General features: G+C 73.5%; 22 protein-coding genes. 11 read left to right on the forward strand and 11 right to left on the reverse strand.

Annotated features, from left to right (window positions below):
• Positions 1-4 precede the first annotated feature (4 nt).
• The gene (locus BLW32_RS07515; protein ID WP_068741121.1) at positions 5-1,219 is read right to left on the reverse strand and encodes a NupC/NupG family nucleoside CNT transporter; all 1,215 of its coding nucleotides are present in this window, start codon (positions 1,217-1,219) and stop codon (positions 5-7) included.
• Positions 1,220-1,327: 108 nt separating this feature from the next.
• On the opposite strand from BLW32_RS07515, the gene fdxA reads away from it, so the two are divergent.
• From fdxA to BLW32_RS07540, 5 genes are read left to right on the forward strand one after another with little or no spacing between them, the layout of a single operon-like run.
• Complete coding sequence (gene fdxA / locus BLW32_RS07520) at positions 1,328-1,660, forward strand: ferredoxin (RefSeq protein WP_068524555.1); 333 nt, start codon at positions 1,328-1,330, stop codon at positions 1,658-1,660.
• 16 nt (positions 1,661-1,676) lie between these two features.
• Entirely contained in the window at positions 1,677-2,762 is a 1,086-nt protein-coding gene (gene dapC / locus BLW32_RS07525; RefSeq protein WP_068741248.1) for a succinyldiaminopimelate transaminase, read from the forward strand.
• The gene (locus tag BLW32_RS07530) at positions 2,762-3,658 is read left to right on the forward strand and encodes a multinuclear nonheme iron-dependent oxidase (RefSeq protein ID WP_068741122.1); all 897 of its coding nucleotides are present in this window, start codon (positions 2,762-2,764) and stop codon (positions 3,656-3,658) included. Before dapC ends, BLW32_RS07530 begins: the two co-directional genes overlap by 1 nt.
• Before the next feature lie 18 nt (positions 3,659-3,676).
• Complete coding sequence (locus BLW32_RS07535) at positions 3,677-3,946, forward strand: hypothetical protein (protein ID WP_074850432.1); 270 nt, start codon at positions 3,677-3,679, stop codon at positions 3,944-3,946.
• On the forward strand, positions 3,933-4,340 hold the full coding sequence (locus BLW32_RS07540) for an SCO6045 C-terminal-like domain-containing protein (RefSeq protein WP_068524557.1): 408 nt from the start codon (positions 3,933-3,935) through the stop codon (positions 4,338-4,340). The genes BLW32_RS07535 and BLW32_RS07540 overlap by 14 nt, the downstream gene beginning before the upstream one ends.
• A gap of 43 nt (positions 4,341-4,383) precedes the next feature.
• Here the strand turns inward: BLW32_RS07540 and BLW32_RS07545 are convergent, their stop codons facing one another.
• From BLW32_RS07545 to BLW32_RS07580, 8 genes are read right to left on the reverse strand one after another with little or no spacing between them, the layout of a single operon-like run.
• Positions 4,384-5,577, reverse strand: a complete 1,194-nt coding sequence (locus tag BLW32_RS07545) for an acetyl-CoA C-acetyltransferase (protein ID WP_068741124.1) — start codon at positions 5,575-5,577, stop codon at positions 4,384-4,386.
• A gap of 37 nt (positions 5,578-5,614) precedes the next feature.
• Complete coding sequence (locus tag BLW32_RS07550) at positions 5,615-6,418, reverse strand: alpha/beta fold hydrolase (protein ID WP_068741125.1); 804 nt, start codon at positions 6,416-6,418, stop codon at positions 5,615-5,617.
• Positions 6,411-7,085 carry a 3-oxoacid CoA-transferase subunit B gene (locus BLW32_RS07555; protein WP_068741126.1) on the reverse strand — a complete coding sequence of 225 codons (675 nt, stop codon included), beginning with the start codon at positions 7,083-7,085 and terminating at the stop codon, positions 6,411-6,413. Before BLW32_RS07555 ends, BLW32_RS07550 begins: the two co-directional genes overlap by 8 nt.
• On the reverse strand, positions 7,082-7,774 hold the full coding sequence (locus BLW32_RS07560; RefSeq protein ID WP_068741127.1) for a 3-oxoacid CoA-transferase subunit A: 693 nt from the start codon (positions 7,772-7,774) through the stop codon (positions 7,082-7,084). The genes BLW32_RS07555 and BLW32_RS07560 overlap by 4 nt, the downstream gene beginning before the upstream one ends.
• Positions 7,771-8,067 carry a muconolactone Delta-isomerase gene (gene catC, locus BLW32_RS07565; protein ID WP_068741128.1) on the reverse strand — a complete coding sequence of 99 codons (297 nt, stop codon included), beginning with the start codon at positions 8,065-8,067 and terminating at the stop codon, positions 7,771-7,773. Before catC ends, BLW32_RS07560 begins: the two co-directional genes overlap by 4 nt.
• Positions 8,067-8,921 carry a catechol 1,2-dioxygenase gene (gene catA / locus BLW32_RS07570; RefSeq protein ID WP_068741129.1) on the reverse strand — a complete coding sequence of 285 codons (855 nt, stop codon included), beginning with the start codon at positions 8,919-8,921 and terminating at the stop codon, positions 8,067-8,069. The genes catC and catA overlap by 1 nt, the downstream gene beginning before the upstream one ends.
• Positions 8,922-8,973: 52 nt before the next feature.
• Positions 8,974-10,077 (reverse strand): mandelate racemase/muconate lactonizing enzyme family protein, encoded by a 1,104-nt coding sequence (locus BLW32_RS07575; protein ID WP_068524769.1) that lies wholly within the window; start codon positions 10,075-10,077, stop codon positions 8,974-8,976.
• Positions 10,078-10,082: 5 nt separating this feature from the next.
• On the reverse strand, positions 10,083-11,021 hold the full coding sequence (locus BLW32_RS07580) for a LysR family transcriptional regulator (protein ID WP_231857340.1): 939 nt from the start codon (positions 11,019-11,021) through the stop codon (positions 10,083-10,085).
• 175 nt (positions 11,022-11,196) lie between these two features.
• Here BLW32_RS07580 and benA point away from each other — a divergent pair, with 175 nt between their 5' ends.
• The 4 genes from benA to BLW32_RS28310 are packed head-to-tail and all read left to right on the forward strand — an operon-like array spanning position 11,197 to position 18,227.
• Positions 11,197-12,573 carry a benzoate 1,2-dioxygenase large subunit gene (gene benA / locus BLW32_RS07585; protein ID WP_068524564.1) on the forward strand — a complete coding sequence of 459 codons (1,377 nt, stop codon included), beginning with the start codon at positions 11,197-11,199 and terminating at the stop codon, positions 12,571-12,573.
• Entirely contained in the window at positions 12,570-13,079 is a 510-nt protein-coding gene (gene benB, locus BLW32_RS07590) for a benzoate 1,2-dioxygenase small subunit (RefSeq protein ID WP_068524565.1), read from the forward strand. Before benA ends, benB begins: the two co-directional genes overlap by 4 nt.
• A gap of 22 nt (positions 13,080-13,101) precedes the next feature.
• Positions 13,102-15,684: a benzoate 1,2-dioxygenase electron transfer component BenC gene (gene benC / locus BLW32_RS07595; protein ID WP_068741130.1), complete on the forward strand. Its 2,583-nt coding sequence runs from the start codon at positions 13,102-13,104 to the stop codon at positions 15,682-15,684.
• Positions 15,685-15,725: 41 nt separating this feature from the next.
• Complete coding sequence (locus BLW32_RS28310; protein ID WP_068741131.1) at positions 15,726-18,227, forward strand: helix-turn-helix domain-containing protein; 2,502 nt, start codon at positions 15,726-15,728, stop codon at positions 18,225-18,227.
• On the opposite strand, the gene BLW32_RS07605 is transcribed toward BLW32_RS28310, so the two are convergent.
• Positions 18,218-19,678: an aldehyde dehydrogenase gene (locus tag BLW32_RS07605; RefSeq protein ID WP_068741132.1), complete on the reverse strand. Its 1,461-nt coding sequence runs from the start codon at positions 19,676-19,678 to the stop codon at positions 18,218-18,220. The genes BLW32_RS28310 and BLW32_RS07605 overlap by 10 nt on opposite strands.
• 219 nt (positions 19,679-19,897) lie before the next feature.
• On the opposite strand from BLW32_RS07605, the gene BLW32_RS07610 reads away from it, so the two are divergent.
• Positions 19,898-20,158 (forward strand): hypothetical protein, encoded by a 261-nt coding sequence (locus tag BLW32_RS07610; RefSeq protein WP_139286101.1) that lies wholly within the window; start codon positions 19,898-19,900, stop codon positions 20,156-20,158.
• A 58-nt stretch (positions 20,159-20,216) separates the two neighbouring features.
• Here the strand turns inward: BLW32_RS07610 and dapD are convergent, their stop codons facing one another.
• A complete protein-coding gene (gene dapD / locus BLW32_RS07615; protein ID WP_068741133.1) occupies positions 20,217-21,167 on the reverse strand; it encodes a 2,3,4,5-tetrahydropyridine-2,6-dicarboxylate N-succinyltransferase in 951 nt (316 codons plus the stop codon).
• Positions 21,168-21,410: 243 nt separating this feature from the next.
• Here dapD and BLW32_RS28315 point away from each other — a divergent pair, with 243 nt between their 5' ends.
• Positions 21,411-23,564, forward strand: a complete 2,154-nt coding sequence (locus BLW32_RS28315; RefSeq protein WP_156486392.1) for a PGRS repeat-containing protein — start codon at positions 21,411-21,413, stop codon at positions 23,562-23,564.
• The last annotated feature ends 108 nt before the right edge of the window (positions 23,565-23,672 follow it).

Raw genomic sequence — 23,672 nt, forward strand, 5'->3', positions numbered from 1 at the left:
GAAACTACGAGATGAGCCCCACGACGGTCGCGGAGATGAACGAGACCAGGGTCGCGCCGTAGAGCAGCTTGAGGCCGAACTTGGCGATCTGGTCGCCCTGGTCGGGCGCGAGGGACTTGGCCGCGCCGGCGATGATGCCGATGGAGCTGAAGTTCGCGAAGGAGACCAGGAAGGTCTGGATGATGGCCTCGCCGCGGGCCGAGAGCACCAGCGGGCCGCCGGGGTTCTGCTCGGTGAAAGAGAGCATCGCCACGAACTCGTTGGTCACGAGCTTGGTGGCCATCAGGCTGCCGACGGTGGTGCACTCACTCCACGGGACTCCCGTGAGCCACGCGAGCGGCGCGAACACGTAGCCCAGGACGTCCTGGAAGGTGGTGCCGCCGAACAACGCCGCGAAAAGGCCGTTGACGAGCGCCATCAGCGCGACGAAGCCGATCAGCATCGCGGCGACGGTGAGGGCGACCTTCGCGCCGTCGAGGATGTACTCGCCGAGCATCTCGAAGAAGGACTGCTTCTTCTGCTCGGGGGCGGCGAAGACGTCCTCCTCGGGTTCGATCTCGTAGGGGCTCAGGAGCGAGACCACGATGAAGGCGCCGAAGAGGTTGAGCACGATCGCGGCGACCACGTACTTCGGCTGGATCATCGCCATGTACGAGCCGACGATGGACATCGACACGGTCGACATCGCCGACGCCGACAGCGTGTACAGGCGGTCCGCCGAGAGCGTCGGCAGGATCTTCTTGATCGCGATGAAGTTCTCGGACTGGCCGATGATCGCGGAGCTCACCGAGTTGAACGACTCGAGCTTGGGCATGCCCGTGATCTTCGACAGCGCCAGGCCCAGGTACTTGATGATCAGCGGCAGCACCTTGACGAACTGCAGGATGCCGATCAGCGCCGAGATCAGGATGATCGGCGTGAGCACGTTGAGGAAGAACGGCGTACCGCCGTTCTCGTCCTTGAAGTCGACGAGACCGCCGAAGACGAACGCGGTGCCGGCGTGGGCGTAGCTCAGGAGGTGCTTGAAGCCGGCCGACAGCCCGTCGATGACGAACTTGCCCACGGGCGTCTTGAGCATGATCAGGCCCAGCACGAACTGGATCGCGAGCATGCCCGCGATGTACGGCGCCTTCTTCTTGAGCAGGGCGACGTTCCGCGTGGGCAGGTACGCGAGGAGGAGGAAGACGACGAGTCCGAACACACCGACGATTACGTGCACTGGTGAATGAAATCACACACCGGCAGGTTAGGCGACACTTCTTTGTGACACGTTCCAACGGCGCGGAATACTGTCGGGTGGAAGCAGTCGGTGCGAAGGAGATGACAGGTGACGTACACCATCGCAGAGCCCTGTGTGGATGTGCTCGACAAGGCATGTATCGAGGAGTGCCCCGTCGACTGTATCTACGAGGGCAACCGGATGCTGTACATCCAGCCCGATGAGTGCGTGGACTGCGGCGCCTGCGAGCCGGTGTGCCCCGTCGAGGCCATCTTCTACGAGGACGACGTGCCGGACGAGTGGGCCGAGTACGTGACCGCGAACATCGATTTCTTCGACGAGATCGGTTCGCCCGGCGGCGCCGCCAAGCAGGGGAAGATCGACTACGACCATCCCTTCATCAAGGCGCTCCCGCCCATGAACACCGACACCGAGCACTGACGTGCCGCGCGTGCCCGTGGCGTCCGGCCTGCCGGACTTCCCGTGGGACACCCTGGCGGGCGCGAAGGCGAAGGCCGCGGCGCACGTCGGCGGCATCGTCGACCTCTCGGTGGGCACACCGGTCGACCCGGTCGCCGAGCCCATCCGCCGCGCCCTCTACGAGGGCTCCGCGTTCCCCGGCTACCCGGCGACGATCGGCACCCTCGCGCTCCGCGAGGCCGCTGCGGAGGCGCTGAGCCGCCGTTACGGCACCGTCGCGCTGCCGGAGGATGCGATCCTGCCCGTGATCGGGACCAAGGAGGCGATCGCGCAGCTGCCGTCCACCCTGGGCCTCGGCGCGGGCGACACGGTCGTCATCCCCGAGGTCGCGTACCCGACGTACGAGGTGGGCGCGCTGCTCGCCGGCGCCCGGCCGGTGCGGGCCGACGGCACCGCGCAGCTCGGCCCGGAGCGGCCGGCGCTGGTGTTCGTGAACTCGCCGTCGAACCCGACCGGCAAGGTGCTCGGCGTCGACCACCTCCGCAAGGTGGTGCAGTGGGCGCGCGAGCGCGGCGCGATCGTCGCCTCCGACGAGTGCTACCTGGGCCTGGCCTGGGAGGCCGAGCCGGTCTCGGTGCTCGATCCCCGCGTCTGCGACGGCGACACCACGGGGCTGATCGCGATCCACTCGCTGTCGAAGACCTCGAACCTCGCGTCCTACCGCGCCGGCTTCTTCGCGGGCGACCCGAAGCTCATCGCCGAGCTGGCCGCGGTCCGCAAGCACGCCGGTGCCATCGTTCCGTTCCCGGTGCAGGCCGCCATGACCTACGCCCTCTCGGTCGACGAGCACGAGGCGGAGCAGCGCGCCCGCTACGCCGCACGCCGCGCGGTGCTGCTGCAGGCCGTCCGGGGCGCGGGCTTCACCGTGGACCACTCGGAGGCCGGGCTGTACCTGTGGTCGACGCGCGGCGAGCCCTGCCGCGACACCGTCGACTGGTTGGCCGAGCGCGGCATCCTCGCCGCGCCGGGCGAGTTCTACGGCCCGCAGGGCGCCCAGCACGTGCGCATCGCGATGACCGCGACGGACGAGCGGATCGCCGCCGCCGCCCAGCGCCTGGCCTGATGGCGATCTCCGGCGTCTCGGCCGCGTGGCGGCCCGAGCTCGCCGGCCTGTTGCTCGACGGTGCGCGGTCGGGCTCCGTCGCCTTCACCGAGGTCGTGGCGGAGAACGTGGATCCCGCCGACCCGCCCGCCGAGCTCGCGGAACTGGCGCACCTGGGCGTCACGGTGGTGCCGCACGGCGTGACGCTGGGCATCGCGGGCGCCGACCTCCCGGACGCGGGGCGGCTGCAGCGGCTCGCGGACCTCGCCGTCGCGCTGAACGCGCCGCTGGTCAGCGAGCACGTCGCCTTCGTGCGGGCGGGCACGGTCGGGCTGGACGACGATGCGGCGGGTGCCGATCACGGGCCCCACGACGACGTCCTCGAGGCCGGGCACCTGATGCCGGCCCCGCGCACCGCGGAGGCGCTCGACGTGCTCGTGGAGAACGTGCGCGTCGCGCAGGCGGCGCTGCCCGTCCCGCTCGCCCTGGAGAACATCGCGGCCCTGTTCGCGTGGCCCGAGGACCACTACGACGAGCCCGCCTACATGCGGGAGCTCGTCGACCGGACCGGGGTGCGCCTCGTGCTCGACCTGGCCAACGTCCACGCCTCGTGCACCGCGCGCGGCGCCGACGCCGCCGATGAATTGCGTCGCTACCCGCTGGACGCGGTCGCGTACGTGCACATCGCGGGCGGCAGGTACGACGGCGGCCTCTACCTCGACACCCACGCCGACCCGATATGTCCGGAAGTTCTGGATCTCCTCGCCGTCTGGCGGGATTCACAGCGTTCTCTTGGGGGCGTCTCCGCAGGTGGGGGCGCCTTGCCCGGAGTGTTGCTGGAACGTGACGAGTCCGTGATCGAATCCGCCGTCCGGCACGAGATGCTGTGCCTACGAGAGGTTCTCGGGATCGACTGAACGACGAGGAGGTGCGGGATGGAGATCGTAGTGGCAGTCTTCGTGATCTTCGCAGTGATCGCCGTGTGCGTGTCCATCGCGGGCGGTCAGAGTGGCAGGCGGCGCCGCGGGCGCGGCGGTGCGTCGGGCGACGGCGGCGGTTCGGCCTGGTTCTTCGGCGGTTCCGACGGCGGCTCGCACCACTCGGGCCACGACTCCGGGTCCAACTGCAGCGCGAGCAGCTGCGGGGGCTCCAGCAGCTGCGGATCCAGCTCGTCGAGCAGTTCGAGCAGCTGTGGTTCCTCCTGAGGCCCGCGACCGGTTGCGCCACCGCCAGGCGGCGGTGCTCACCGATCTCCTCGCCGGCCGGGTCCCGTCCGGCTTCGACCCCGCCGGCGCGGAACTGACCGGCCGGGTCCTCGCGGTGAAGCGGGCGGGCTCCGCGGCGCGGGCGTTCCCGGCGCTGCGGGCTCTGCCGGGCTGGCCGGGCGGCTTCGTCGCCTACGCGGCGGCGCACCCGAAGGCGGATTGCTCCGCGCACGACGCCCGTGCCTACATCGGCTGGCTCCGCGACCACGGCACCGCCGCCGAGCGCGCCTGGGTCGCCGTGGAGGCGGTGCGCAGCGGGGCACGGCGGTGGGCCGTCGCGCACGGCCGGCCCGTCGTTCGCGTGGGGTCCCGCGTGTACGGCGCCCCGCGCTGAGCCGGGGCGCCGGGCGCGGCGCACGTGCTGCGCAGCCCGGCCCTCAGGACACGCGCTCGAACACCGCCGCGATGCCCTGCCCGCCGCCGATGCACATCGTCTCGAGCAGGTAGCGGCCCTCGCGCCGGCGGAGCTCGTGCAGTCCGGTGGCGAGGATCCGCGCGCCGGTGGCCCCGACCGGATGCCCGAGGGAGATGCCGGAGCCGTTGGGGTTCAGGCGCGGGTCCTCGGGGGAGAGGCCCCACTCGGCGAGCACCGCGAGCACCTGGGCGGCGAAGGCCTCGTTGAGCTCGATCACGTCGAGATCGGCGAGGCCGATGCCGGCGCGCGACAGCGCCGCCGCGGTCGCGGGCACGGGACCGATCCCCATCCGCTCCGGCGCGACGCCGGTGATGGACCAGGACACGAGCCGCGCCATCGGCGTCAGGCCGTGGGCGCGGGCGGCCTCGGCGCTCGCGACGATCGCCGCCGCCGCGCCGTCGTTCTGGCCGCTGGCGTTGCCCGCCGTCACCGTGGCGTCGGGGTCCACCGCGGAGCGGAGGGCGGTGAGGGTCGCGAGCTTGGCCCGGTCGACGTTCGGCCGCGGATGCTCGTCGGTGTCGACAGTGCCGGAATCCGTGGGCACGGGAACGATCTCGTCGGCGAACCGTCCCGCCCGCTGCGCCGCGACGGCCTTGCCGTGGGAGGCGAAGGCGAGGTCGTCCTGGGCGGCGCGGGGGATCGCGTACTCGGCGCGGAGGTTCTCCGCGGTCTCGACCATCCCGCCCGGCACCGGGTGGAGGCGTCCGCCCGCGGTGACGCGGGCCCGGGCCAGCCGGTCGACCGGATCGGCGGGGGAGTCCTCCTCCCAGCGGAGCCGACGGTCGTAGAACTCGGTGCGGCTCATGGACTCCGCGCCGCCCGCGACGACGATGTCCGCGCCGCCCGACGCGATCTGCCCCGCGGCGGCGAGGACCGCCTGCAGGCCGGAGCCGCAGCGGCGGTCCACCTGGTACCCCGGGACGGCGATGCCGAGCCCGGCGTCGAGGGCGGCGATCCGGCCGAGGGCCGGGGCCTCTCCGTTCGGGCCCGCTTGGCCGAGGACGACGTCGTCGATCGCGGCGGGGTCGATGCCCGTGCGGTCGACGAGCGCGCGGATCACGGTGGCGGCGAGGGTCTCGGGCGGCACGTCCCGCAGCGCGCCGGTGAACCGGCCGACCGGGGTGCGCAGGGGCTCGCAGATCACGATGTCGGGCATAGGGGTCCTCTCGTCGGACGGAGTCCGGATGGGGAGTTCAGGGGCGGAGCAGGGCCAGCAGCGCTCGGTCGAACGCCGCGGGGGTCTCGAGCGACGGGGTGTGGCCCGCGGCGGGGAGCACGTGCAGGTCGTCGGTGCCGAGACTCGCGGCCAGCGCCGCACCGAGCGTCCCGGCGTCGAAGACGTCCTCGGCGCCGACCACGACCCGTGCGGCGCCGCCGAATCCGGCGGCCACCGCGGTGAGGTCGCGCCGCTCGGCGCGCCCGCGGAGGGCGGCGGCCGCCCCGGTGGGCGGCGCGGCGGCGATCATCGCGCGCGCGAGCTCGCACACCGCCGGCCGCGTCGCGACCGTCGTCGGCCCGAGCACGGCCGGGAGGAACTCCTCGCCGTACCGGGCGGTACCCTCGGCCTCCAGCCGGTCGGCGAGGGCGCGCCGCGCGGCGCGGACCTGCGGGGTGTCGAGGCCGGCGAAGGTGTCGCTGAGCAGGAGCCGCTCGAGCCGCGGTCCGCATCGGTCCGCCAGTTCGAGCGCCACCTGGCCGCCCATCGAGTAGCCGACGACGGCGAAGCGCTCGGCCCCGACCGCGTCGAGCACGTCGAGCGCCGCCTCCGCGTGGTGATGCAGGGGGATCTCGCCGCCGGGTGGCGCGGGTGCGGTGTCGCCGAAGCCGAGGAGGTCGATCGCGACGCCCCGGTGCCCGGCGTCCGCCAGGGCGGCCAACTGTGGTGCCCACATGGCGCGGGAGAACAGGAAACCGTGGAGCAGCAGCACCGTCGGGCCGTCGCCGGCCGTGGTGACGCCGACGGGGCCGTGCCGGGTCGCGACGATCCGGTCAGGCATCGCGCAGCCGGGCGAGGAGGGCGTCGGCGGTGGTGCCGAAGACCTCGGTGATCACGGCGCCGTCGGGCCCGCACTCGATGATCGCGTCCGGGCTGTACACCCGGTTCACGCAGCCGAGGCCGGTGAGTGGATACGTGCAGCCGGGCACCAGCTTCGGCGTCCCGTCCTTCGCGAACAGCGTCATCATCACCAGCACGTGCCGGGCGCCGGTGGCGAGGTCCATCGCGCCGCCGACCGCCGGGATCGCGCCGGGTGCGCCGGTGTGCCAGTTGGCGAGGTCGCCGCGGTACGAGACTTGGAAGGCACCGAGCACGGCGTAGTCCAGGTGCCCGCCGCGCATCATCGCGAAGGAGTCGGCGTGGTGGAAGTACGACGCCCCGGGCAGTTCCGTCACCGGGACCTTGCCGGCGTTGGTGAGGTCGAGGTCGATGTCGTCGCCCACGGCGGCCGGGCCCATGCCGAGCATGCCGTTCTCGGTGTGCAGCACCACGCCGCTCGCCGGGTCGAGATGATCGGCGACGGTGGTCGGCTGCCCGATGCCCAGGTTCACGAACGAGCCGGGCGGGATGTCGGCCGCGACGCGCGCGGCGAGTTCCGCCTTCGTCAGCGGGGTGGCGTGCTCGACGAGGTCGGGGGAGACCGTCGGGGCGGCGAGCGCGGCGGTCATCGCGCACCCGCCACGGCCAGGTGCCGGGTGGGCACGGCGACGATCCGGTCGGGGTAGATCCCCGGTGTCACAACGGTCTCGGGATCGAGGGAACCCGTGGGCACCACCTCGTCGACCTGGACCGCGACCAGCTCGGCGGCGGTCGCCATGACGGGCCCGAAGTTCCGGGCGGTCTTGCGGTACACGAGGTTCCCGGCGTGGTCGGCGCGGTGCGCGGCGATCAGTGCGAGGTCCGCGTGGATCGGCAGCTCCAGCACGTAGGTGCGTCCGTCCAGCTCGCGCACCTCCTTGCCCTCGGCGAGCGGCGTCCCCACCGAGGTGGGGCAGTAGAAGCCGCCGATCCCCGCGCCCGCGGCGCGGATCCGCTCGGCCAGCGTGCCCTGCGGCACCACCTCCAGTTCGATGCGGCCGTCCGCGTACAGCCCGTCGAACACCCAGGAGTCGGACTGGCGTGGGAAGGAGCAGATCACCTTCCGCACTCGGCCGGCGGCGAGCAGCGCGGCGAGCCCGTGATCGCCGTTGCCGGCGTTGTTGCTGACCACGGTGAGATCGGTCGCGCCGGAGTCGATGAGCGCCTCGATCAGGTCGAAGGGCATACCCGCGAGACCGAAGCCGCCCACGAGGACGGTGGCGCCGTCGGTCACGCCGGCGACGGCCTCGGCGGGCGTGCCGACGATCCGGGCGGTCACGGCGCACCCCCGACCGTGATGTCCGACGGGTGCGCGGCGAGCGGCGTGACCTCGACGGTCATCCACTTGAACAGCGGAAGGCCCCAGAGGATCTCGTGCAGCCGCTCGTTGTCCGCGACGTCGAAGACGGAGATGTTGGAGTACTGGCCGACGATGCGCCAGATGTGCACCCACTCGCCGCCGCGCTGCAGCTCCTGGCTGTAGGCCTTCTCGGTCGCGATGGTCTCGGCGCGCACCGCCGGGTCCACGTCGTCGGGGATGGCGACGTCCATGCGCACCGCGTACAGCGCCATCAGCGGGTCTCCGGATCGAGCACGAAGTCGTAGACCACGGTCTCGCCGGTGCCGTCGGCGGCCGGCTGCGGGTCGAGCACCAGCTCGGGCTTCACGGCGGAGGCGATGTCGTCGTCGTTGTGCGCGTCGCCCGGGAAGTAGAGCTGCGCGGTGAGCAGGTCCTTGCCGGGTGCCGACACCTTGAGGTGCAGGTGCGCGGGGCGCCAGGCGTGCCAGCCGGCCGCGGAGATCAGCTTGCCGCACGAGCCGTCGGTGGGGATCTGGTAGGGCGCGGGGCGCACGGTGGTGATCTCGAACCGGCCCTCCTCGTCGGCGAGGTAGGTGCCGCGCAGGTTCCACTCGGGCAGGCCGGGGGCGTACTGCGAGTAGAAGCCGTTCGCGTCGGCGTGCCAGATCTCGACCTTCGCACCGGGCAGGGCGGTGCCGTCGAGATCGCGGACCTGGCCGGAGAAGACCAGCGGCGTCCCGGCCTCGTCGTCGCGCATGGGCAGCGGGCCGCGGGCGCCGACCACGGGCGCGTCGGGCACGTAGTACGGGCCCTCGATGGTGCCCTTGTTGCCCTGGTGGTGCGCGTTGGCGACCTCCTCGACGACGTGCTCGATCCAGACGTCCAGGAACAGGGGCCATTCGCCGTCCTGGCCGACGTTGATCAGCCAGGACTTCACGGCGTCGTACTCGGCGTAGGTGACGCCGTGGCGGCGGACCACGTCGTGCACGGCGGTGATCACCTCGGTGGCGAGCTGCGAGACCCGCTCGGGCGGGGTGTCGGCGCCGGCGCCCTGCTTCTTCAGGAAGGCGGCGGTGGCGCCGGCCCCGGAGTCGGCGGCCTTGGCGTCGAATTCGGTGGTGGTCATGATCTCTCCTCGGGTGGGCTGAATTCGGAACTGGGCTGGAGGACGGGACTTCTCACCCGTCGAGGCGGTAGTGCGCGAGCTTGTCGGGGTCGACGGTGACGCCGATGCCCGGCCCGGGCGGGACGGCGAGCTCGCCGTCGACGATGCGCAGGGGCTCGGTCAGCAGGTCGTCGGCCATGTCGAGGAAGTTGGACAGCTCGCCGGCCCGGGCGCTGGTGGCGGCGTGGGCGGCGCCGAAGGCCACCGTGCACGCGGTGCCGAGCTGGCCGTCGATCTGGTTGCCCATCACGACTTCCACGCCGAGGCCGGTGGCGAGGTCCAGGATCTCCTGCGAGCCGGTGAATCCCGTGCGGGCGGTCTTGATGGAGACGGCGGTGGCGCCGCCCCCGAGCAGCTCACGGGTGACCTCCGCGGGCGTCGTCACCGACTCGTCGCCGACGAACGGGATGCGGCAGTTCGCCACCAGTCGCCGCCGACCGAGAACGTCGTCCGCGGGGCACAGTTCCTCGGCCAGGGTGAGGCCCGCGTCGGCGAGCATGTCGAGGGCGCGCAGCGATTCCGACGGCGTCCAGCCGCGGTTGCCGTCGATGTACAGCTCGGCCTTGTCGCCCAGCGTGTTCCGCAGCGCCCGGACCACGTCGACGTCGAGGTCGATCGGGCGGCGCCCGACCTTCACCTTGAAGGTGGTGATGCCGTAGCGGTCCCGGATGGCCGAGGCCTCCTGCGCCATCGCGGCGGGCGCGTCGAAGCCGAGCATGTGGCACACGCGCATCCGGTCGGTGAACCCGCCGAGGGCCCGGTTCACCGTGGTGCCCCAGGCCTGGGCGAGGACGTCCCAGACGGCCATGTCGACGGCGGCCTTGGCCGCGGGATTGCCGACGGTGCGGTGCATCCGGGCGTGCGCGACGGCACGGCGGTCGGCGTCGAGGCCGACGAGCTGCGGGGCGAAGATCCCGTCGATCACGGCGACGATCCCGGCCTGGGTCTCGCCGTAGGTGAAGGGCCGCGGCGGCGCGTCCGCCACGCCCACGAGCCCGCCCGCGGTGTGCACGCGCACCAGGACGTGGTCGGCGTGGGTCACCTCGCCGGAGGCGAACTTCAGCGGCTTGACGTAGGGGATCCGATAGGGGATCGCGTCGATGGCGGTGATGCGCAGGTCGGTCATGCCGCGGTCTCCTGGTGGTCGGTGAGGTCGGTGCCGCCGAGCGCTTCGAGGACGCGGGCGAGCAGGGGCGAGTCGTCGGCCGCGCGCCACGCCAGGGCGAGCTCGACGCTCTCGGTGTCGGGCAGGTCCACGAAGTGGACGCCGGGGAGCTGGATGGAGCTGGCGGTGCGGGGGACCAGGGCGATACCGAGCCCCGCCGCGACGAGCGCGAGCAGGGTCGAGGTCTGCGGCACCTGGTGTGCGCGGCGCGGCGTGAAGCCCGCGGCGGCGCACGTCCGGACGACGGCGCCGTCGACGACGGACCCGGTGTCGGCCGGGTAGGTCACGAAGGCCTCGTCCTGGAGGTCGGCGACGGTGACGTCGGGGTCGCCGTCGAACCGGTGTCCCTGCGGCAGGGCGAGGATCAGCGGCTCCGCGAACAGCACCCGGTGCGCGATGCCCTCGACCGCGACGGGCGTGCGCAGCAGCGCGAGGTCGAGGCGGCCGTCGGTGAGGGCGGCGGCCTGGAGCGGCGTCAGCATCTCGGTATCGATGGTGAGCTCGACGTCGGGCAGTGCGGACTTCACGCGGCGCACGACGCGGGGGAGCACGCCGTACGACGCGGATCCGGTGACGCCGACGCGCAGCACGCCGCTCGCGCCCTGCCCGATCAGGCGGGCGCGGCCGACGGCACCGTCGAGCTCGCCGAGGATCCGCCGGACCTCCCCGGCGAAGACCCGGCCGGCCTCGGTGAGCTCGACCTGGCGGGTGGTGCGCTCGAAGAGGGGCGTCCCGAGCGAGGCCTCGAGCTGCCGCACGGACCGCGACAGGGCGGGGCCGGCGATGTGCAGCCCGTCCGCGGCGCGCCCGAAGTGCTCGGTCTGCGCGACGGCCAGGAACTGGCGCAGGTGCCGCAGCTCCATGACGTCCTCCTCGCTGTCCGTTGTGATGTGCATCTCACGGTAGGAGCATTGATTGGGAAAGACCAGGACCTATTGGGATGTGATTAGTGCCTGAAACGCAATGAAGACACCCTGGTGGGTTGCTAGCGATATGCCCGGCGCGCGGGAGGACCGTCCCGCGGGACGGTGATGGGGATCACAGCCACCCAGCCGACCCGGAGGTCTCCCGATGACCGTCACCGAACCCTCGCCCACCCCGTCCGCGGACGTGCTCGATCACGCGATCGACGAGCGCCCCGCGGACGGCGTCTACCGGGTGAACCGCAACATCTTCACCGACGAGGAGACCTTCGAACTGGAGATGAAGTACATCTTCGAGGGCAACTGGGTGTATCTCGCGCACGAGAGCCAGGTGCCCGAGCCGGGCGACTACTACACCACGTACATCGGCCGGCAGCCCGTGGTGATCACGCGCGGCACCGACGGCGAGCTCAACCTGCTCATCAACGCCTGCGCCCACCGCGGCGCCATGCTGTGCCGCAAGAAGACCGACAACCGCAAGACGCTGACCTGCCCGTTCCACGGCTGGACCTTCCGCAACGACGGCCGGCTGCTCAAGGTCAAGGATCCCGACGGTGCCGGGTACCCCGCCCAGTTCGACCACGAGGGCAGCCACGACCTCACGAAGGTCGCGAAGTTCGGGAACTACCGCGGCTTCCTGTTCGGCTCGCTGAACCCGGACGTGCCACCGATCGAGGAGCACCTCGGCGACACCACGACCATCATCGACATGCTGGTGGATCAGTCGCCCGACGGGCTCGAGGTGCTCCGCGGCGCCTCCACCTACACCTACGACGGCAACTGGAAGGTGCAGGCGGAGAACGGCGCCGACGGCTACCACGTGACCGCGACGCACTGGAACTACGCGGCCACCACCAGTCGCCGCAACACCGGCGACTCGGGCAACACCACCAAGACCCTGGACGCCGGCCAATGGGGCAAGTCGGGCGGCGGCTACTGGTCGTACCCGAACGGGCACCTGTGCCTGTGGACCTGGGCCGGCAACCCGCAGGACCGACCGCTCTGGGACCGGATGGACGCCCTCAAGGAGCAGTTCGGTGAGGCCAAGGGCGACTTCATGGTCCGCGGCTCCCGCAACCTGTGCCTGTACCCGAACGTCTACCTCATGGACCAGTTCTCCACGCAGATCCGGCACTTCCGCCCGATCAGCGTGGACAAGACCGAGGTGACCATCTACTGCATCGCCCCGAAGGGCGAGTCGAAGGAGAACCGCGCCTGGCGGATCCGCCAGTACGAGGACTTCTTCAACGCCTCGGGCATGGCCACGCCGGACGATCTCGAGGAGTTCCGCAGCTGCCAGAAGACCTTCCTCGCGACCGCCGCGCAGTGGAACGACATGAGCCGCGGCGCGGAGCACTGGCTCACCGGCCCCGACGAGGTGGCGACCGTGCTCGGCATGACCGGGGTCGTCTCCTCCGGCGTCAAGAACGAGGACGAGGGGCTGTATCCCGTGCAGCACAAGTACTGGCAGGAGACCCTGCAGGCCGGCCTGCAGGCCGACGCCGCGAAGGAGGAGAACCGATGAGCGCGCCCACCACCGCCGCGATCGACCAGCACGCGATCGAGCAGTTCCTCTACCGCGAGGCGCGGCACCTGGACGACCGCGAGTTCGAGAAGTGGCTCGACTGCTACGCCGACGACTGCGAGTTCTGGATGCCGGCCTGGGCCGACGACGACAAGCTCACCGAGGACCCCCAGACCGAGATCTCGCTCGTGTACTACCCGGACAAGGGCGGCCTGACGGACCGCGTCTTCCGGATCCGCACCGAGCGCTCCTCGGCCACCTCGCTGCCCGAGCCGCGGACGAGCCACAACATCAGCAACGTCGAGGTGATCGAGCGCCGCGGCGATCTCGTGGACATCCGGTTCAACTGGCACACCATGTACTTCCGCTACGACACCGTCGACCCGTACTACGGCACCACCCTGGCGACGCTCGACTTCTCGGGGGAGCAGCCGCTGTTCCGCCGGAAGACGGTGGTGCTCAAGAACGACTACATCCACCACGTCGTCGACATCTACCACGTCTGATTCGGGCGGAAGGGATCTCATCATGGCGCATCAGGTGGCGCTCGCCTTCGAGGACGGGGTGACCCGGTTCATCTCAGTCGACCCGGGACAGACCGTCGCGGACGCCTCGTACCGGCAGCGGATCAACATCCCGCTCGACTGCCGCGACGGGGCGTGCGGAACGTGCAAGGCGCTCTGCGAATCCGGGACGTACGACGGCGGGACCTACGTCGACGACGCACTCACCGCGGACGAGGCGGAGCAGGGCTACTGCCTGCCCTGCTCCATGTCGCCGACCTCCGACCTGGTGCTGCAGATCAGCAGCACCTCGGCGGTCGCGAAGACGCAGGTGGGTGAATTCGCCGCGACCGTGACCGGCCTCGAGCGGCTCACCCCGAGCACCGTCGGACTGCGGCTGCGCGCCGACGAGCGGGACCGCCTGGCCTTCCTCCCCGGGCAGTACGTCAACATCGCCGTGCCCGGATCCGGGGCCGACGGTGCGCCCGACGCCGAGCGGTCCTACTCGTTCGCGTCACACCCCGACGACGAGGAGTTGGAGTTCCTGGTCAAGCTCATCCCGAGCGGCGGCGCGATGTCGGACTGGCTCACCGGCCGCGCGCAGGTCGGCGACCGGGTGACCTTCCGGGGCCCGCTCGGCTCGTTCTTCCTCCGCGAGGCGGACCGGCCCGCGCTGCTGGTCGCCGGCGGCACCGGGCTCGCGCCCATGCTGTCCATGCTGCGGTCCATGCGGACCCGCGACCCGGGGCGCACCGTCCAGCTGCTCTACGGCGTCTCACAGGACCAGGACGTCACGCGGCTCGATGTGCTCGCCGGGCTCCGGGAGGAGCTGCCCGAGTTCGACTTCGAGCACTGCGTCTCCGACCCCGCCAGCACCGCCGCGCACCGCGGGCACGTGACCGAGATCCTCCGCACCGCGCACCTGCACGGCGGCGACGTGGCCGTGTACCTGTGCGGGCCGCCGCCCATGATCGACGGCTTCCGCGCCGAGCTCGGCCGCCTGGGCATCACGCCGACGGGCTTCTACTACGAGAAGTTCCTGCCGGCCGTCGCCTCGACTCCCGCGGCGCCCGCCCCAGCGGCACCGGCAGCGGCGCCCATCGACGTTGCTCCGGCCGCCGAGGTCGCCGCCCCCGCGGCCGCGGCGCCGGTGCCCGAGGAGCCCGCCGCGCCGGTCCCCGTCGCCACGGGTGCCCTCGCGTACCCGGGCCTGCTCGTCGACGCGGGCGGCGCGCTCGTGGAGAACCCGGACGCCCGGGGGCTCGCGGGGCAGCCGATCCTCGCCGCACGGGACCTGCAGCCGGTCGTCGAACCGCCGGAGCCGGCCGGCCCGGGCGGGTACGAGATCGGCGAGGAGCACCCGGACATCCGCAAGTCGGACGCCGTCTTCGAGGCCCGCAAGGCGCTGGAACTCGGTGCGCTGGAACTGGTCCTCGGGCGGATCGGCTCGCCCCAGCTCGCCGGTTACCGGCTGCTCGCCGAGGCCACCGTGCCGTACCTCGACGGTGACCGCCTGACCGACGCCGCCGGCTACACCGAGGCCAATGCGGCGTTCCACGACTACCTGTTCACCCTCACCGGCAACGAGCACCTGCTCGCCGCCTACCAGCGGCTCGGTGTCCGCAGCCACATGGACACCACGCTGCGCAGCGCCACCTGGATCCACCCGCGGTGCGCGCAGGACCACCTCGACATCGTCGAGGCCGTCGCCGCCGGCGACCGGGAGACCGCCCGCGCGCTCGTGGCCGACCACGCCGACCGGTCCATGGAGACCACCCGTCGCGCGATGCGCGAGCAGGAGCTGGCGCGCACCCCGGCGTTCGTGCATCCCGGCCGGTTCGCGGGGAAGGTCGTCGTGGTCACCGGCGCCGCGCAGGGGATCGGCGAGCGCGTCGCCCGCCGGGTGCACGCCGAGGGCGGCCGGGTGCTGGTGGTCGACCGGTCCGACCTGGTCCGTGAGCTCGCCGACGAGCTCACGCGCCACGGATCCGAGGCGGTCGCCGCCGTGGCCGACCTCGAATCGCTCACCGGCGCACAGGACGTCGCCGCGCAGGCGCTCGAGCGCTTCGGGCGGATCGACGTGCTCGTCAACAACGTCGGCGGGGCGATGTGGTTCAAGCCCTTCACCGAGTTCACCGAGGCCCAGATCGGCGCCGAGGTCACCCGATCGCTGCTCACCACGCTGTTCTCCTGCCGGGCCGTGCTCCCGTCGATGCAGCGGCGCGGCCACGGCGTCATCGTCAACGTCTCGTCCGTCGCCACCCGCGGCGTGCATCGCGTGCCGTACTCGGCGGCGAAGGGCGGCGTCAACGCCCTCACCGCCTCGCTCGCGATGGAATACGCCGACAGCGGGATCCGTGTCGTGGCCTCGGCCCCCGGTGGCACCGAGGCGCCGCCGCGGCGCATCCCCCGCGGCGGCGACGCCCCCGAGACCGACGCCGAGCGGGCCTGGTTCCAGGCGCACATCGACCAGACGCTGGAGTCCAGCCTCATGCACCGCTACGGGACGCTCGACGAGCAGGCAGCCGTGATCTGCTTCCTGGCGAGCGACGAGGCCGGCTACCTCACCGGCTCGGTGCTGCCCGTCGGCGGAGGGGATCTCGGCTGAACCGCCGCCCCGCGGACCCGCCGCCCGCCTATCGTGGGGCGATGGACCCCTGGTCGGTGCGGCGGATCCGCGGAGCCCGGTTGGCCGTGGTCGGCGACCCGTCCGGCCGCGGCGCGCGGGCGCTCGCGGCGCTGGCGCACCCGGAGGCCCCTGTCGTGCAGGCACTCGGCGGCCTCGCGCCGGACGACGGCGACCGCCTGCGCGCGGCCCTCGCGGCCGGCGCCGTCGTGGTCGCCGACGCCCAGCGGCTCGCGGCCGCCGAGCTCGGCGAGCTCGCCGCCGCGGCGCAGCGCGGGACACCCGTCGTGTTGGCACGCGCGACCGCCGAGCCGCCGGTCTCCGACCTCTGGCGGGATGCCGCCCGCGCGCTCGGCCCCGACGTGATCCTCTCGGTCGACGCGTTCACGCCCGACGAGGTGGCCGCGCTGGCCCGCACCCTCGGACTCGATCTCCCGGCAGCGGGCGCGGTGCGGGTGCACCGGCGCACCGCGGGCGCCGTCGAGGCGACGCTGGCCGCGCTCGACGAGGCGGCGCGTTCCGGTGCGCAGCCACCGGACGCGGTGCCCGCGGGTGAGCGGCAGCGCGTGGCGGCGGCGCTGACGGAGGTCGGCGAGGGTGCCGCGCGCGTCGCCCTCGCGGCCGCGATCCTCGGGGGCGCGGCCCCCACGGACCTCGCCGCCGTCGCGGGCGTGGAGGTGACCGCGGACGTGCTCGACGCACTCGCGGACCGCGGGCTGGTGTTCGCCCGCCGCGACCGCGACGGGCCGTGGGTGCTGCCGCTCGCGCCGGTCGTCGCCCGCGCCGTGCAGGAGGCCTCGTCGTGGGCCGACCGGGCGCGCCTGCATGCCGCCGCGGCCGAGGTCGTCGACCCGCATCGCGCACTGCGCCACCGCGCCGCCGCGGTGCTCCGCAGCGATCCCGCGCTGGCGACCGCCCTCGCCGACGACGGCGCCGCGCTCGCAGCCCGCGGCGAATGGTCCGCGGCCGCCGCCGCGTTCGCCGCCGCCACCGGCGTCGCGGACGACGCCGAGGCCGCCCGCGAGCTGCGCATCGCCGCCGTCGACGCCTACGTCAGCGCCGGTGACCTCGGCGCCGCGCGCGAGCTGGTGCCCGCCATCGAGGCACTGCCGCCCAGCCCCGAACGGGACTCCGTGCTCGGCTACGTCGCCATCCAGTCGGGCCGCCCCGCGGAGGCGCAGGACCGGCTCGACCGGGCCTGGAAGGCGGTGAACCCGCGGCTCAGCCCGCTCCCCGCCGCGCGGATCGCGCACCGTCGGGGCCTGGACGCCCTGGTGCGCTGGGACGGACCCGCGCTCATCGCGTGGGCCGACCGGGCGATCGAGCTCGGCGGAGCCGCACCGCCGGCGATCGAATCCCGCGCCTTCCGCGGGCTCGGCGCCGCCGCGGCCGGCGACCTCGTCGGTGCCGCCCGCGCCGTGGACGCCGGCCTCGCCGAGACGGGCCTGCCCGTCGCGGTGTCCCAGCGGCTCATGCTCGGGGTGGGCTGGATCCAGTACGGGCTCGGCGATCTCGACCGCGCCCGCACCGCGCTCACCGCCGCCCGCGACGCCGTGGGCGGCGCGCACCGGGTCTCGCTGTGGGCTCTCGGCTGGTTGGCGCGGGTGCAGTTCGAGATCGGCGACTGGGACGCCGCACTGGAGAGCGCGCGGGAGGCGGTGGAGCTCGGCGACAGCACGGGGATCGTGCTGTGCTCGCCGCTCGCGCACTGGACGGCCGCCGAGATCCGCGCGCTCCGCGGGGATGCCGAGGCCGCGGACCGGCACGCGGCCGCCGCGCGCGTGGCCCCGACCGGCTATCTGACGCAGCGGATCCCGGCCGCGCTCGCGCAGGCCGCGGCGGCCCGGGGTGGCCCGCGCGCCGTCCTGGCGGCGGTCCAGCCCCTCCTCGCCGACCCGGCGGCGCGAACGGTCGGACCGGATTTCTGGCCCTGGCACCCCGTCGCCGCCCGGGCCCTCGTGGACGCGGGACGAGCCGAGGAGGCCGTCGCCCTGCTCGACGGTGCGCCGGCCCCGCAGAGCACGCCCGCGCGGATCCGGATGCGCGCCGCCCGGGCGGCGGCCGAACCGGACGCCGACGCGGCGGCGGAGACCCTGCGCGACTGCCTCGCCGAGGCCGATCCGTTCCCCGTGGCGGCGGGCGGCCTGCACCTCGACCTGGGGATGCTGTTGCGGCGCACCGGTCACCGCCGGGACGCCGCGCATCACCTCGGCGAGGCCGCGGCGGTCTTCGCGTCGCTGGGCGCACACGCACCGCTCCGCACGACCGATCGGGAGCTCGGGCGGGCCGGCGGCCCCGCCGACGCGGACGTCGCCGCGCTGACCCCGCACGAGCTCAACGTCGCCCGCCTCGTGGTCGCGGGGGACACGAATCGGCGCGTGGCGGAGCAGCTCTACCTGTCACCCAAGACGGTGCAGTTCCACCTGACCCGCATCTTCGCCAAGCTCGGGGTCACGACCCGCGGCGAGCTCGCCGCCCGGTACGGCGGCGAGCTCGAGGCCGACCCCGGCGCGGGTCAGCGGTAGATCGTCTGCAGCTCGGTGTACGCCGCCAGGCCCTCGGGCCCGAGCTCGCGGCCGAGGCCGCTGGCCTTGACGCCGCCGAAGGGGGCGACCGGATCCGGGATGTAGCGGTTGACGCCGATCGTGCCCGTGCGCACCCGGCGGGCCACGGCCGCACCGCGATCCGGGTCGGAGGTCCAGACGGTGCCGCCCAGCCCGTAGTCGGAGGCGTTCGCGATGGCCACGGCGTCGTCGACGTCGTCGTACCCGATCACCGACAGCACGGGGCCGAAGATCTCCGCCCGCGAGATCGCCGCCTCGTTGTCGACGTCCGCGAACACGGTCGGCTGCACGAACCACCCGCGGTCCCGGTCGGGGCGGCCACCGCCGACCGTGATCCGGCCGCCGTCGGCGCGGCCCTGCGCGATGAAGCCCTCGACGCGCTCCCGCTGTCGCGCGGTGGCGAGGGGCCCGACCTGCGTCGCGGGATCCGCGGCGTCGCCGACGGTGAGGGAGCCCGCGAAGGCCGTGAAGGCGTCCACCACCTCCTGGTAGCGCGAGCGCGGCGCCAGGACCCGGGTGCCGAGGAAGCAGGTCTGACCGTTGTTGAGCAGCGTCGCGACGAAGAGGCCCTCGCCGATCGCGCCCAGGTCGAGGTCCGCGTCGTCGAGCACGATCGCCGCGGACTTGCCGCCCAGCTCCAGCGTGACGGGCCGCAGCAGCCGGCCGCAGGTCTCGCCGATCGCGCGCCCGGCCTCCGTCGAGCCCGTGAACGCGACCTTGTCGACGCCCGGGTGCGCGACCAGGTAGGCGCCCACCTCCCGGCCGGCCGGCACCACGTTGAGCAGGCCCGCGGGCAGGCCGGCGGCGTCGGCGGCCTCGGCGAGCAGGAAGGCGTCCAGCACCGTCTCGGGGGAGGGCTTGACCACGATGGAGCAGCCCGCGGCGAGCGCCGGGGCGATCTTGAACATGGCGAGGGTCTGGGGGAAGTTCCACGGCACGATCGCGGCGACGATGCCGATCGGCTCCCGGCGCACCTCGACGACGCCGCCGAAGAGGCCGTCCCGCAGGTCCGGCGCGCTCGGGGCGCGGAGCAGGCCGGCGTAGTAGCGCAACAGCGTGGCGGGGTACGAGCCCTCGAGCTGGGCGGCCACGGAGACGGGCATGCCGTTCTGCGCGCTGACCAGGCCTATCATGCGGTCGGCGCGGGCCTCCAGCTCGGCGGCGAACCGCTCGAGCACCTCGGCCCGGCGTGCGGGTTCCCACGTCCGCCAGCCCGACGGTGCATCGAAGGCCCGGCGGGCCGCGCCGACCGCGGCGTCGACGTCCGCCTCCACGCCCTCGGGCACCGCGGGGAGCGGCTCCTCCGTGCTCGCGTTGATCGGAGTGATCGACCCGCGGCCGGCGGGGGCGACCCAGTCGCCGCCGATGTAGAGCCGGTCGTACGTCGTGGTGTCGATCGTGGAGGCGCTCATGTGCAGTTCCCTGTCCGGTCGTGACCGGGATCACCGTGATCCCGTCCCTCCGACGGTAGGGGCGGCGTTCGTGCAGGTCCACGACCTGTTGCGCGCGGATTGAGAACCGGATCGTCCGGATCGCGGACGGCGGCAGTGCTTTCCTCTGCGAAGTAACGGGCGATCAGTGGTACGCTATTGCAAACAGGAGCGAGGTTCGGTTGCGGAGAGGTGGTGAAGATGACATTCACTAGAGTCAGGATTGCGCTGATCGCGGCGCTGTGCGGCGCGGTGGTGCTGTGCGGAGTCGGGCTGTGGATCGTCGAATCACGCCTGGTGGCGAATCATCCGGGATGTGCGGGCACCGGCTCGCCGCGGGTGTCCGTCTCCGAGTCCGTGAGCGGTGAGCCCGTGCTGCAACGCGCGCTCGACCGGGTCCTCAGCGGCCTCGGGTGCGCGACGGGACCGTCGCGGGACGCGACCGCGAACAGAATGCACTGACGGTGCACGAGAAGGGCGGCCGGTGCGCGCACCGGCCGCCCTTCTCGTCGTCGTCCGATCAGTTCTTGTGCAGGGCGGCGTTGAGCTCGACGCCCTCGCTCCTCCACGGCACGACCTCGACCGCGCCGGTCACCGAGTTACGACGGAAGAGCAGGTTGCTCTGCCCGGCCAGATCGCGGGCCTTGACCTGCGTCCCGTCCGGGCCGGTCACCTTGGTGCCGGCGGTGAGGTAGAGGCCCGCCTCGAGCACGCAGTCGTCGCCGAGCGGGATGCCCAGGCCCGAGTTGGCGCCGAGCAGGCACCGCTCGCCGAGCTTGATGATCTCCTTGCCGCCGCCCGACAGGGTGCCCATCGTCGACGCGCCGCCGCCCACGTCGGAGTGGTCGCCGATGACCACGCCCGCAGAGATGCGGCCCTCGACCATCGCCGTGCCCAGCGTGCCGGCGTTGAAGTTCACGAAGCCCTCGTGCATGACGGTCGTGCCCTCGGCCAGGTGCGCGCCGAGGCGCACCCGGTCGGCGTCGCCGATGCGCACGCCGCTCGGCAGCACGTAGTCCACCATGCGCGGGAACTTGTCCACCGAGTACACGGTGACGTGGCCGCGGGGGAAGAGCGCCGCGCGCACCGACTCGAAGTCGACGGGGGAGCAGGGGCCGAAGTTGGTCCAGACGACGTTCGCGAGGAGGCCGAACTGGCCCTCGAGGCTGAGGCCGTGCGGCTGCACTAGGCGATGGCTCAGCAGGTGCAGGCGCAGGTACACGTCGTGCGCGTCGGCCGGGGCGGCACCGAGATCGGCGATCGTGGTCTGCACGACCACGATCCGCACCTTGCGGGCCGCGTCCGCGCCGGCGGAGGCCGTGAGGACCTCCGGCGCGCCGTCGGGATCCTGCACGGTGCCGGCGGTACCGCCGCCGTCGGTCAGCTCCGGCGCGGGGAACCAGGTGTCGAGCACCGTCCCGTCGTCGGTGATGGTGGCCAGTCCGTACGCCTTCGCTCCACGATTCGTCACCCGATCAGGGTACCGGCACGGCCGTGGTGGGCGCGTCCCCAGGCGAGGAGGACGACCGAGCGCCGGGCGCCCTCGATCGCATGTACCCGGCGTGGCCGGGGCGTCCTCGCCGCTGGTCCCGAGTAGTGCGCCGGGCGCCGGACAACGGTCCGCCCTGCGGAATTGAGTAGTCGACTACTCACGACCTGTGCACTCGCTGGGAGTTTGCTGGACAAGGCAGTACGTCCCGATCAAGGAGTGGTCATGTCACGTAGAACTCATCGTTTCGCGGCGGCGGGCGTCGCGATCGTCAGTACGGGTGCGCTGGTCGCCGCGCCCGGCGTCACGGCGGGGCTCACCGCGGCCCCGCCGGTCCAGCAGGAGCACCTGTTGCCCGCTGCGTTCACCCCGGCCCGGGTCGCGGTGGCAGCGGTGCTCACCGAGGTCGACGGTGTCGTGAGGGCGGTTCCGCTGCCCGCGGGCTGGACGGTGCCGATGGCACCGTCGGGCGGGGACGGCGCTCGGGTGACGGGTCCCCTGACGTTCGCCCCGCAGACGGTCGCCCTGGCGGGTACCGGCCGCTCGCCCGGCACGGCGGCGCCGGCATCGTTCGGCGCTCCCGCGGCCCGGTCCGCGCCGGCGAGCTCCGCGGCGTCGGTGGCCGAATCGGTACTCGGCGGAGCGAATTCCGTCCTCCCGGGGCTCACACAGATCCTCTCCGGCACGGGCTCGCCCCTCGCGCCCCTGTCGGGCCCGGTGCCCCAGATCCCGCTGCCCGGTATCGCGCAGGTGACCTCGCTGATGACGCCCGTCGTGGGGCTGGTGCTGCAGGTGGCCGACCTGGTCGGCAACGGGATCATCGCCATGGCGGACTTCGTCGCACCGATCAACCCCTTCGCCGACGTGGTGCGGGTCTTCATCGGCAACGGCGCCGACGGTACCGCCGCGCATCCCGACGGACAGAACGGCGGCCTCCTGCTCGGCCACGGCGGTAACGGCTGGAACAGCACCGTCGTCGGCGTCGCCGGCGGCAAGGGCGGCAGCGGCGGACTCCTCTTCGGCGACGGCGGTCGCGGCGGCAACGGCGCCGCGGGCTACGGCCTCGCCGCGGGTAGCAACGGCGGTGCCGGCGGCAGCGCCGGTACCTTCGCGCTGTTCAGCTTCGGCGGCGCCGGCGGTGCAGGAGGGAACGGCGCCCAGGGCGCCAAGGGCACGACGGGCGCCACGGGCGTCACCGGGGCCCGCGGCACGGACGGTGCCGACGGCAGCACGGGGTCGACGGGGTCCCGCGGCACCACGGGCGCGGCCGGCACCAACGGGACCAATGGGACCACCGGCCCGAACGGCACCCCGGGAGGCACAGGAGGCAACGGCCGGATCAGCCTCCTGCCGCCCGTCTTCCATCCCTCCGGCTACAACGGGGGCCCCGGCGGACCCGGTGACCCCGGAACCGACGCGACGACCGCCGGCACCGACGGCAAGGACGGCGGCGTCGGCGGCACGGGTGGCGTCGGCGGCACCGGCGGGTCGGGCACCCCGGGCGCAACGGGCGGGACCGGCGGGACCGGCGGTGCTGGCACTCCCGGTACCGCGGGCGGCCTCGGCGGCGCCGGCGGCGCCGCGGGCCTGTTCAGCGTCTTCGGCGGCGGCGGAGCCGGTGGCGCGGGCGGCTTCGGCGGCGGGGGCGGCACCGGCGGTACCGGTGGCACGGGCGGCACCGGTGGCACCGGCGGCGATGCGGGCGACGGCGGCACGGGTGGCCGGGGCGGACCCGGCGGCGACGGCGGTACCGGTGGCACCGGCGGCACCGGTGGCACGGGCGGTACCGGCGGTACCGGTGGCACCGGCGGAAACGGCATCCGGCCCCCGGGCAGCCCCATCTCGGCCCCCGGCGGTAGCGGCGGCCAGGGCGGCACGGGCGGCCAGGGCGGCAACGGCACCGCGGGCGGGAGCGGCGGCGCGTCCGGCCCGGGCGGATCGGGCGGCGCCGGCGGTGCCGCGGGCAACCCGGGCGCGGGCGGCTCCGGCGGCCTGGGCGGCGCGGGTGGCTCCGGCGGCTCGGGTGGCGCCGGCGGCGCCGCGGGCGCGGGTGGCTCCGGCGGGCTCTTCGGCGGCGCCGGCCAGGCAGGGCAGGCCGGGTCGTCCGGAGCGTCCGGTGCCACGGGCGCGACGGGCTCCAGCGGCGCCACGGGCAGCTCCGGCGCGACCGGGTCCACCGGCGGCACGGGCGCGTCCGGTGCGGGGGGCACCGCGGGCCAGAGCGGCCAACCCGGCGGCACCGGTCAGGGCGGCCAGCCCGGCGACGGGGGGCAGTCCGGTGGCCTCCTCAGCGGCGCGGGCGGTTCCGGGGGTGCCGGCGGCGACGGTGGCACGGGCGGTACCGGCGGTGCGGGCGGTGCGGGCGGCCATACCCCGTAGCGCGGCGCGCCAGCTCGAACTCGACGGGGCGCGACGGCCACGGTCGCCGCGCCCCGTCCCGGTGTCGCCGGCCGTCCCCGACGCGCTCGCGCTGCGGAGCCGGTGGAT

This window comes from Tsukamurella tyrosinosolvens, assembly GCF_900104775.1.
GTDB lineage: Bacteria > Actinomycetota > Actinomycetes > Mycobacteriales > Mycobacteriaceae > Tsukamurella > Tsukamurella tyrosinosolvens.

Coding starts and splice junctions, on each gene's coding strand:
- BLW32_RS28310 (WP_068741131.1), top strand. CDS start 15,726: ATGGACCCCTGGTCGGTGCGGCGGATCCGCGGAGCCCGGTTGGCCGTG.
- BLW32_RS07550 (WP_068741125.1), bottom strand. CDS start 6,418: ATGCCTGACCGGATCGTCGCGACCCGGCACGGCCCCGTCGGCGTCACC.
- BLW32_RS07545 (WP_068741124.1), bottom strand. CDS start 5,577: ATGCCCGACATCGTGATCTGCGAGCCCCTGCGCACCCCGGTCGGCCGG.
- benC (WP_068741130.1), top strand. CDS start 13,102: ATGGCGCATCAGGTGGCGCTCGCCTTCGAGGACGGGGTGACCCGGTTC.
- BLW32_RS07555 (WP_068741126.1), bottom strand. CDS start 7,085: ATGACCGCCGCGCTCGCCGCCCCGACGGTCTCCCCCGACCTCGTCGAG.
- benB (WP_068524565.1), top strand. CDS start 12,570: ATGAGCGCGCCCACCACCGCCGCGATCGACCAGCACGCGATCGAGCAG.
- BLW32_RS07605 (WP_068741132.1), bottom strand. CDS start 19,678: ATGAGCGCCTCCACGATCGACACCACGACGTACGACCGGCTCTACATC.
- BLW32_RS07580 (WP_231857340.1), bottom strand. CDS start 11,021: ATGCACATCACAACGGACAGCGAGGAGGACGTCATGGAGCTGCGGCAC.
- catA (WP_068741129.1), bottom strand. CDS start 8,921: ATGACCACCACCGAATTCGACGCCAAGGCCGCCGACTCCGGGGCCGGC.
- benA (WP_068524564.1), top strand. CDS start 11,197: ATGACCGTCACCGAACCCTCGCCCACCCCGTCCGCGGACGTGCTCGAT.
- BLW32_RS07535 (WP_074850432.1), top strand. CDS start 3,677: ATGGAGATCGTAGTGGCAGTCTTCGTGATCTTCGCAGTGATCGCCGTG.
- BLW32_RS07610 (WP_139286101.1), top strand. CDS start 19,898: ATGACATTCACTAGAGTCAGGATTGCGCTGATCGCGGCGCTGTGCGGC.
- BLW32_RS28315 (WP_156486392.1), top strand. CDS start 21,411: ATGTCACGTAGAACTCATCGTTTCGCGGCGGCGGGCGTCGCGATCGTC.
- catC (WP_068741128.1), bottom strand. CDS start 8,067: ATGGCGCTGTACGCGGTGCGCATGGACGTCGCCATCCCCGACGACGTG.
- BLW32_RS07530 (WP_068741122.1), top strand. CDS start 2,762: ATGGCGATCTCCGGCGTCTCGGCCGCGTGGCGGCCCGAGCTCGCCGGC.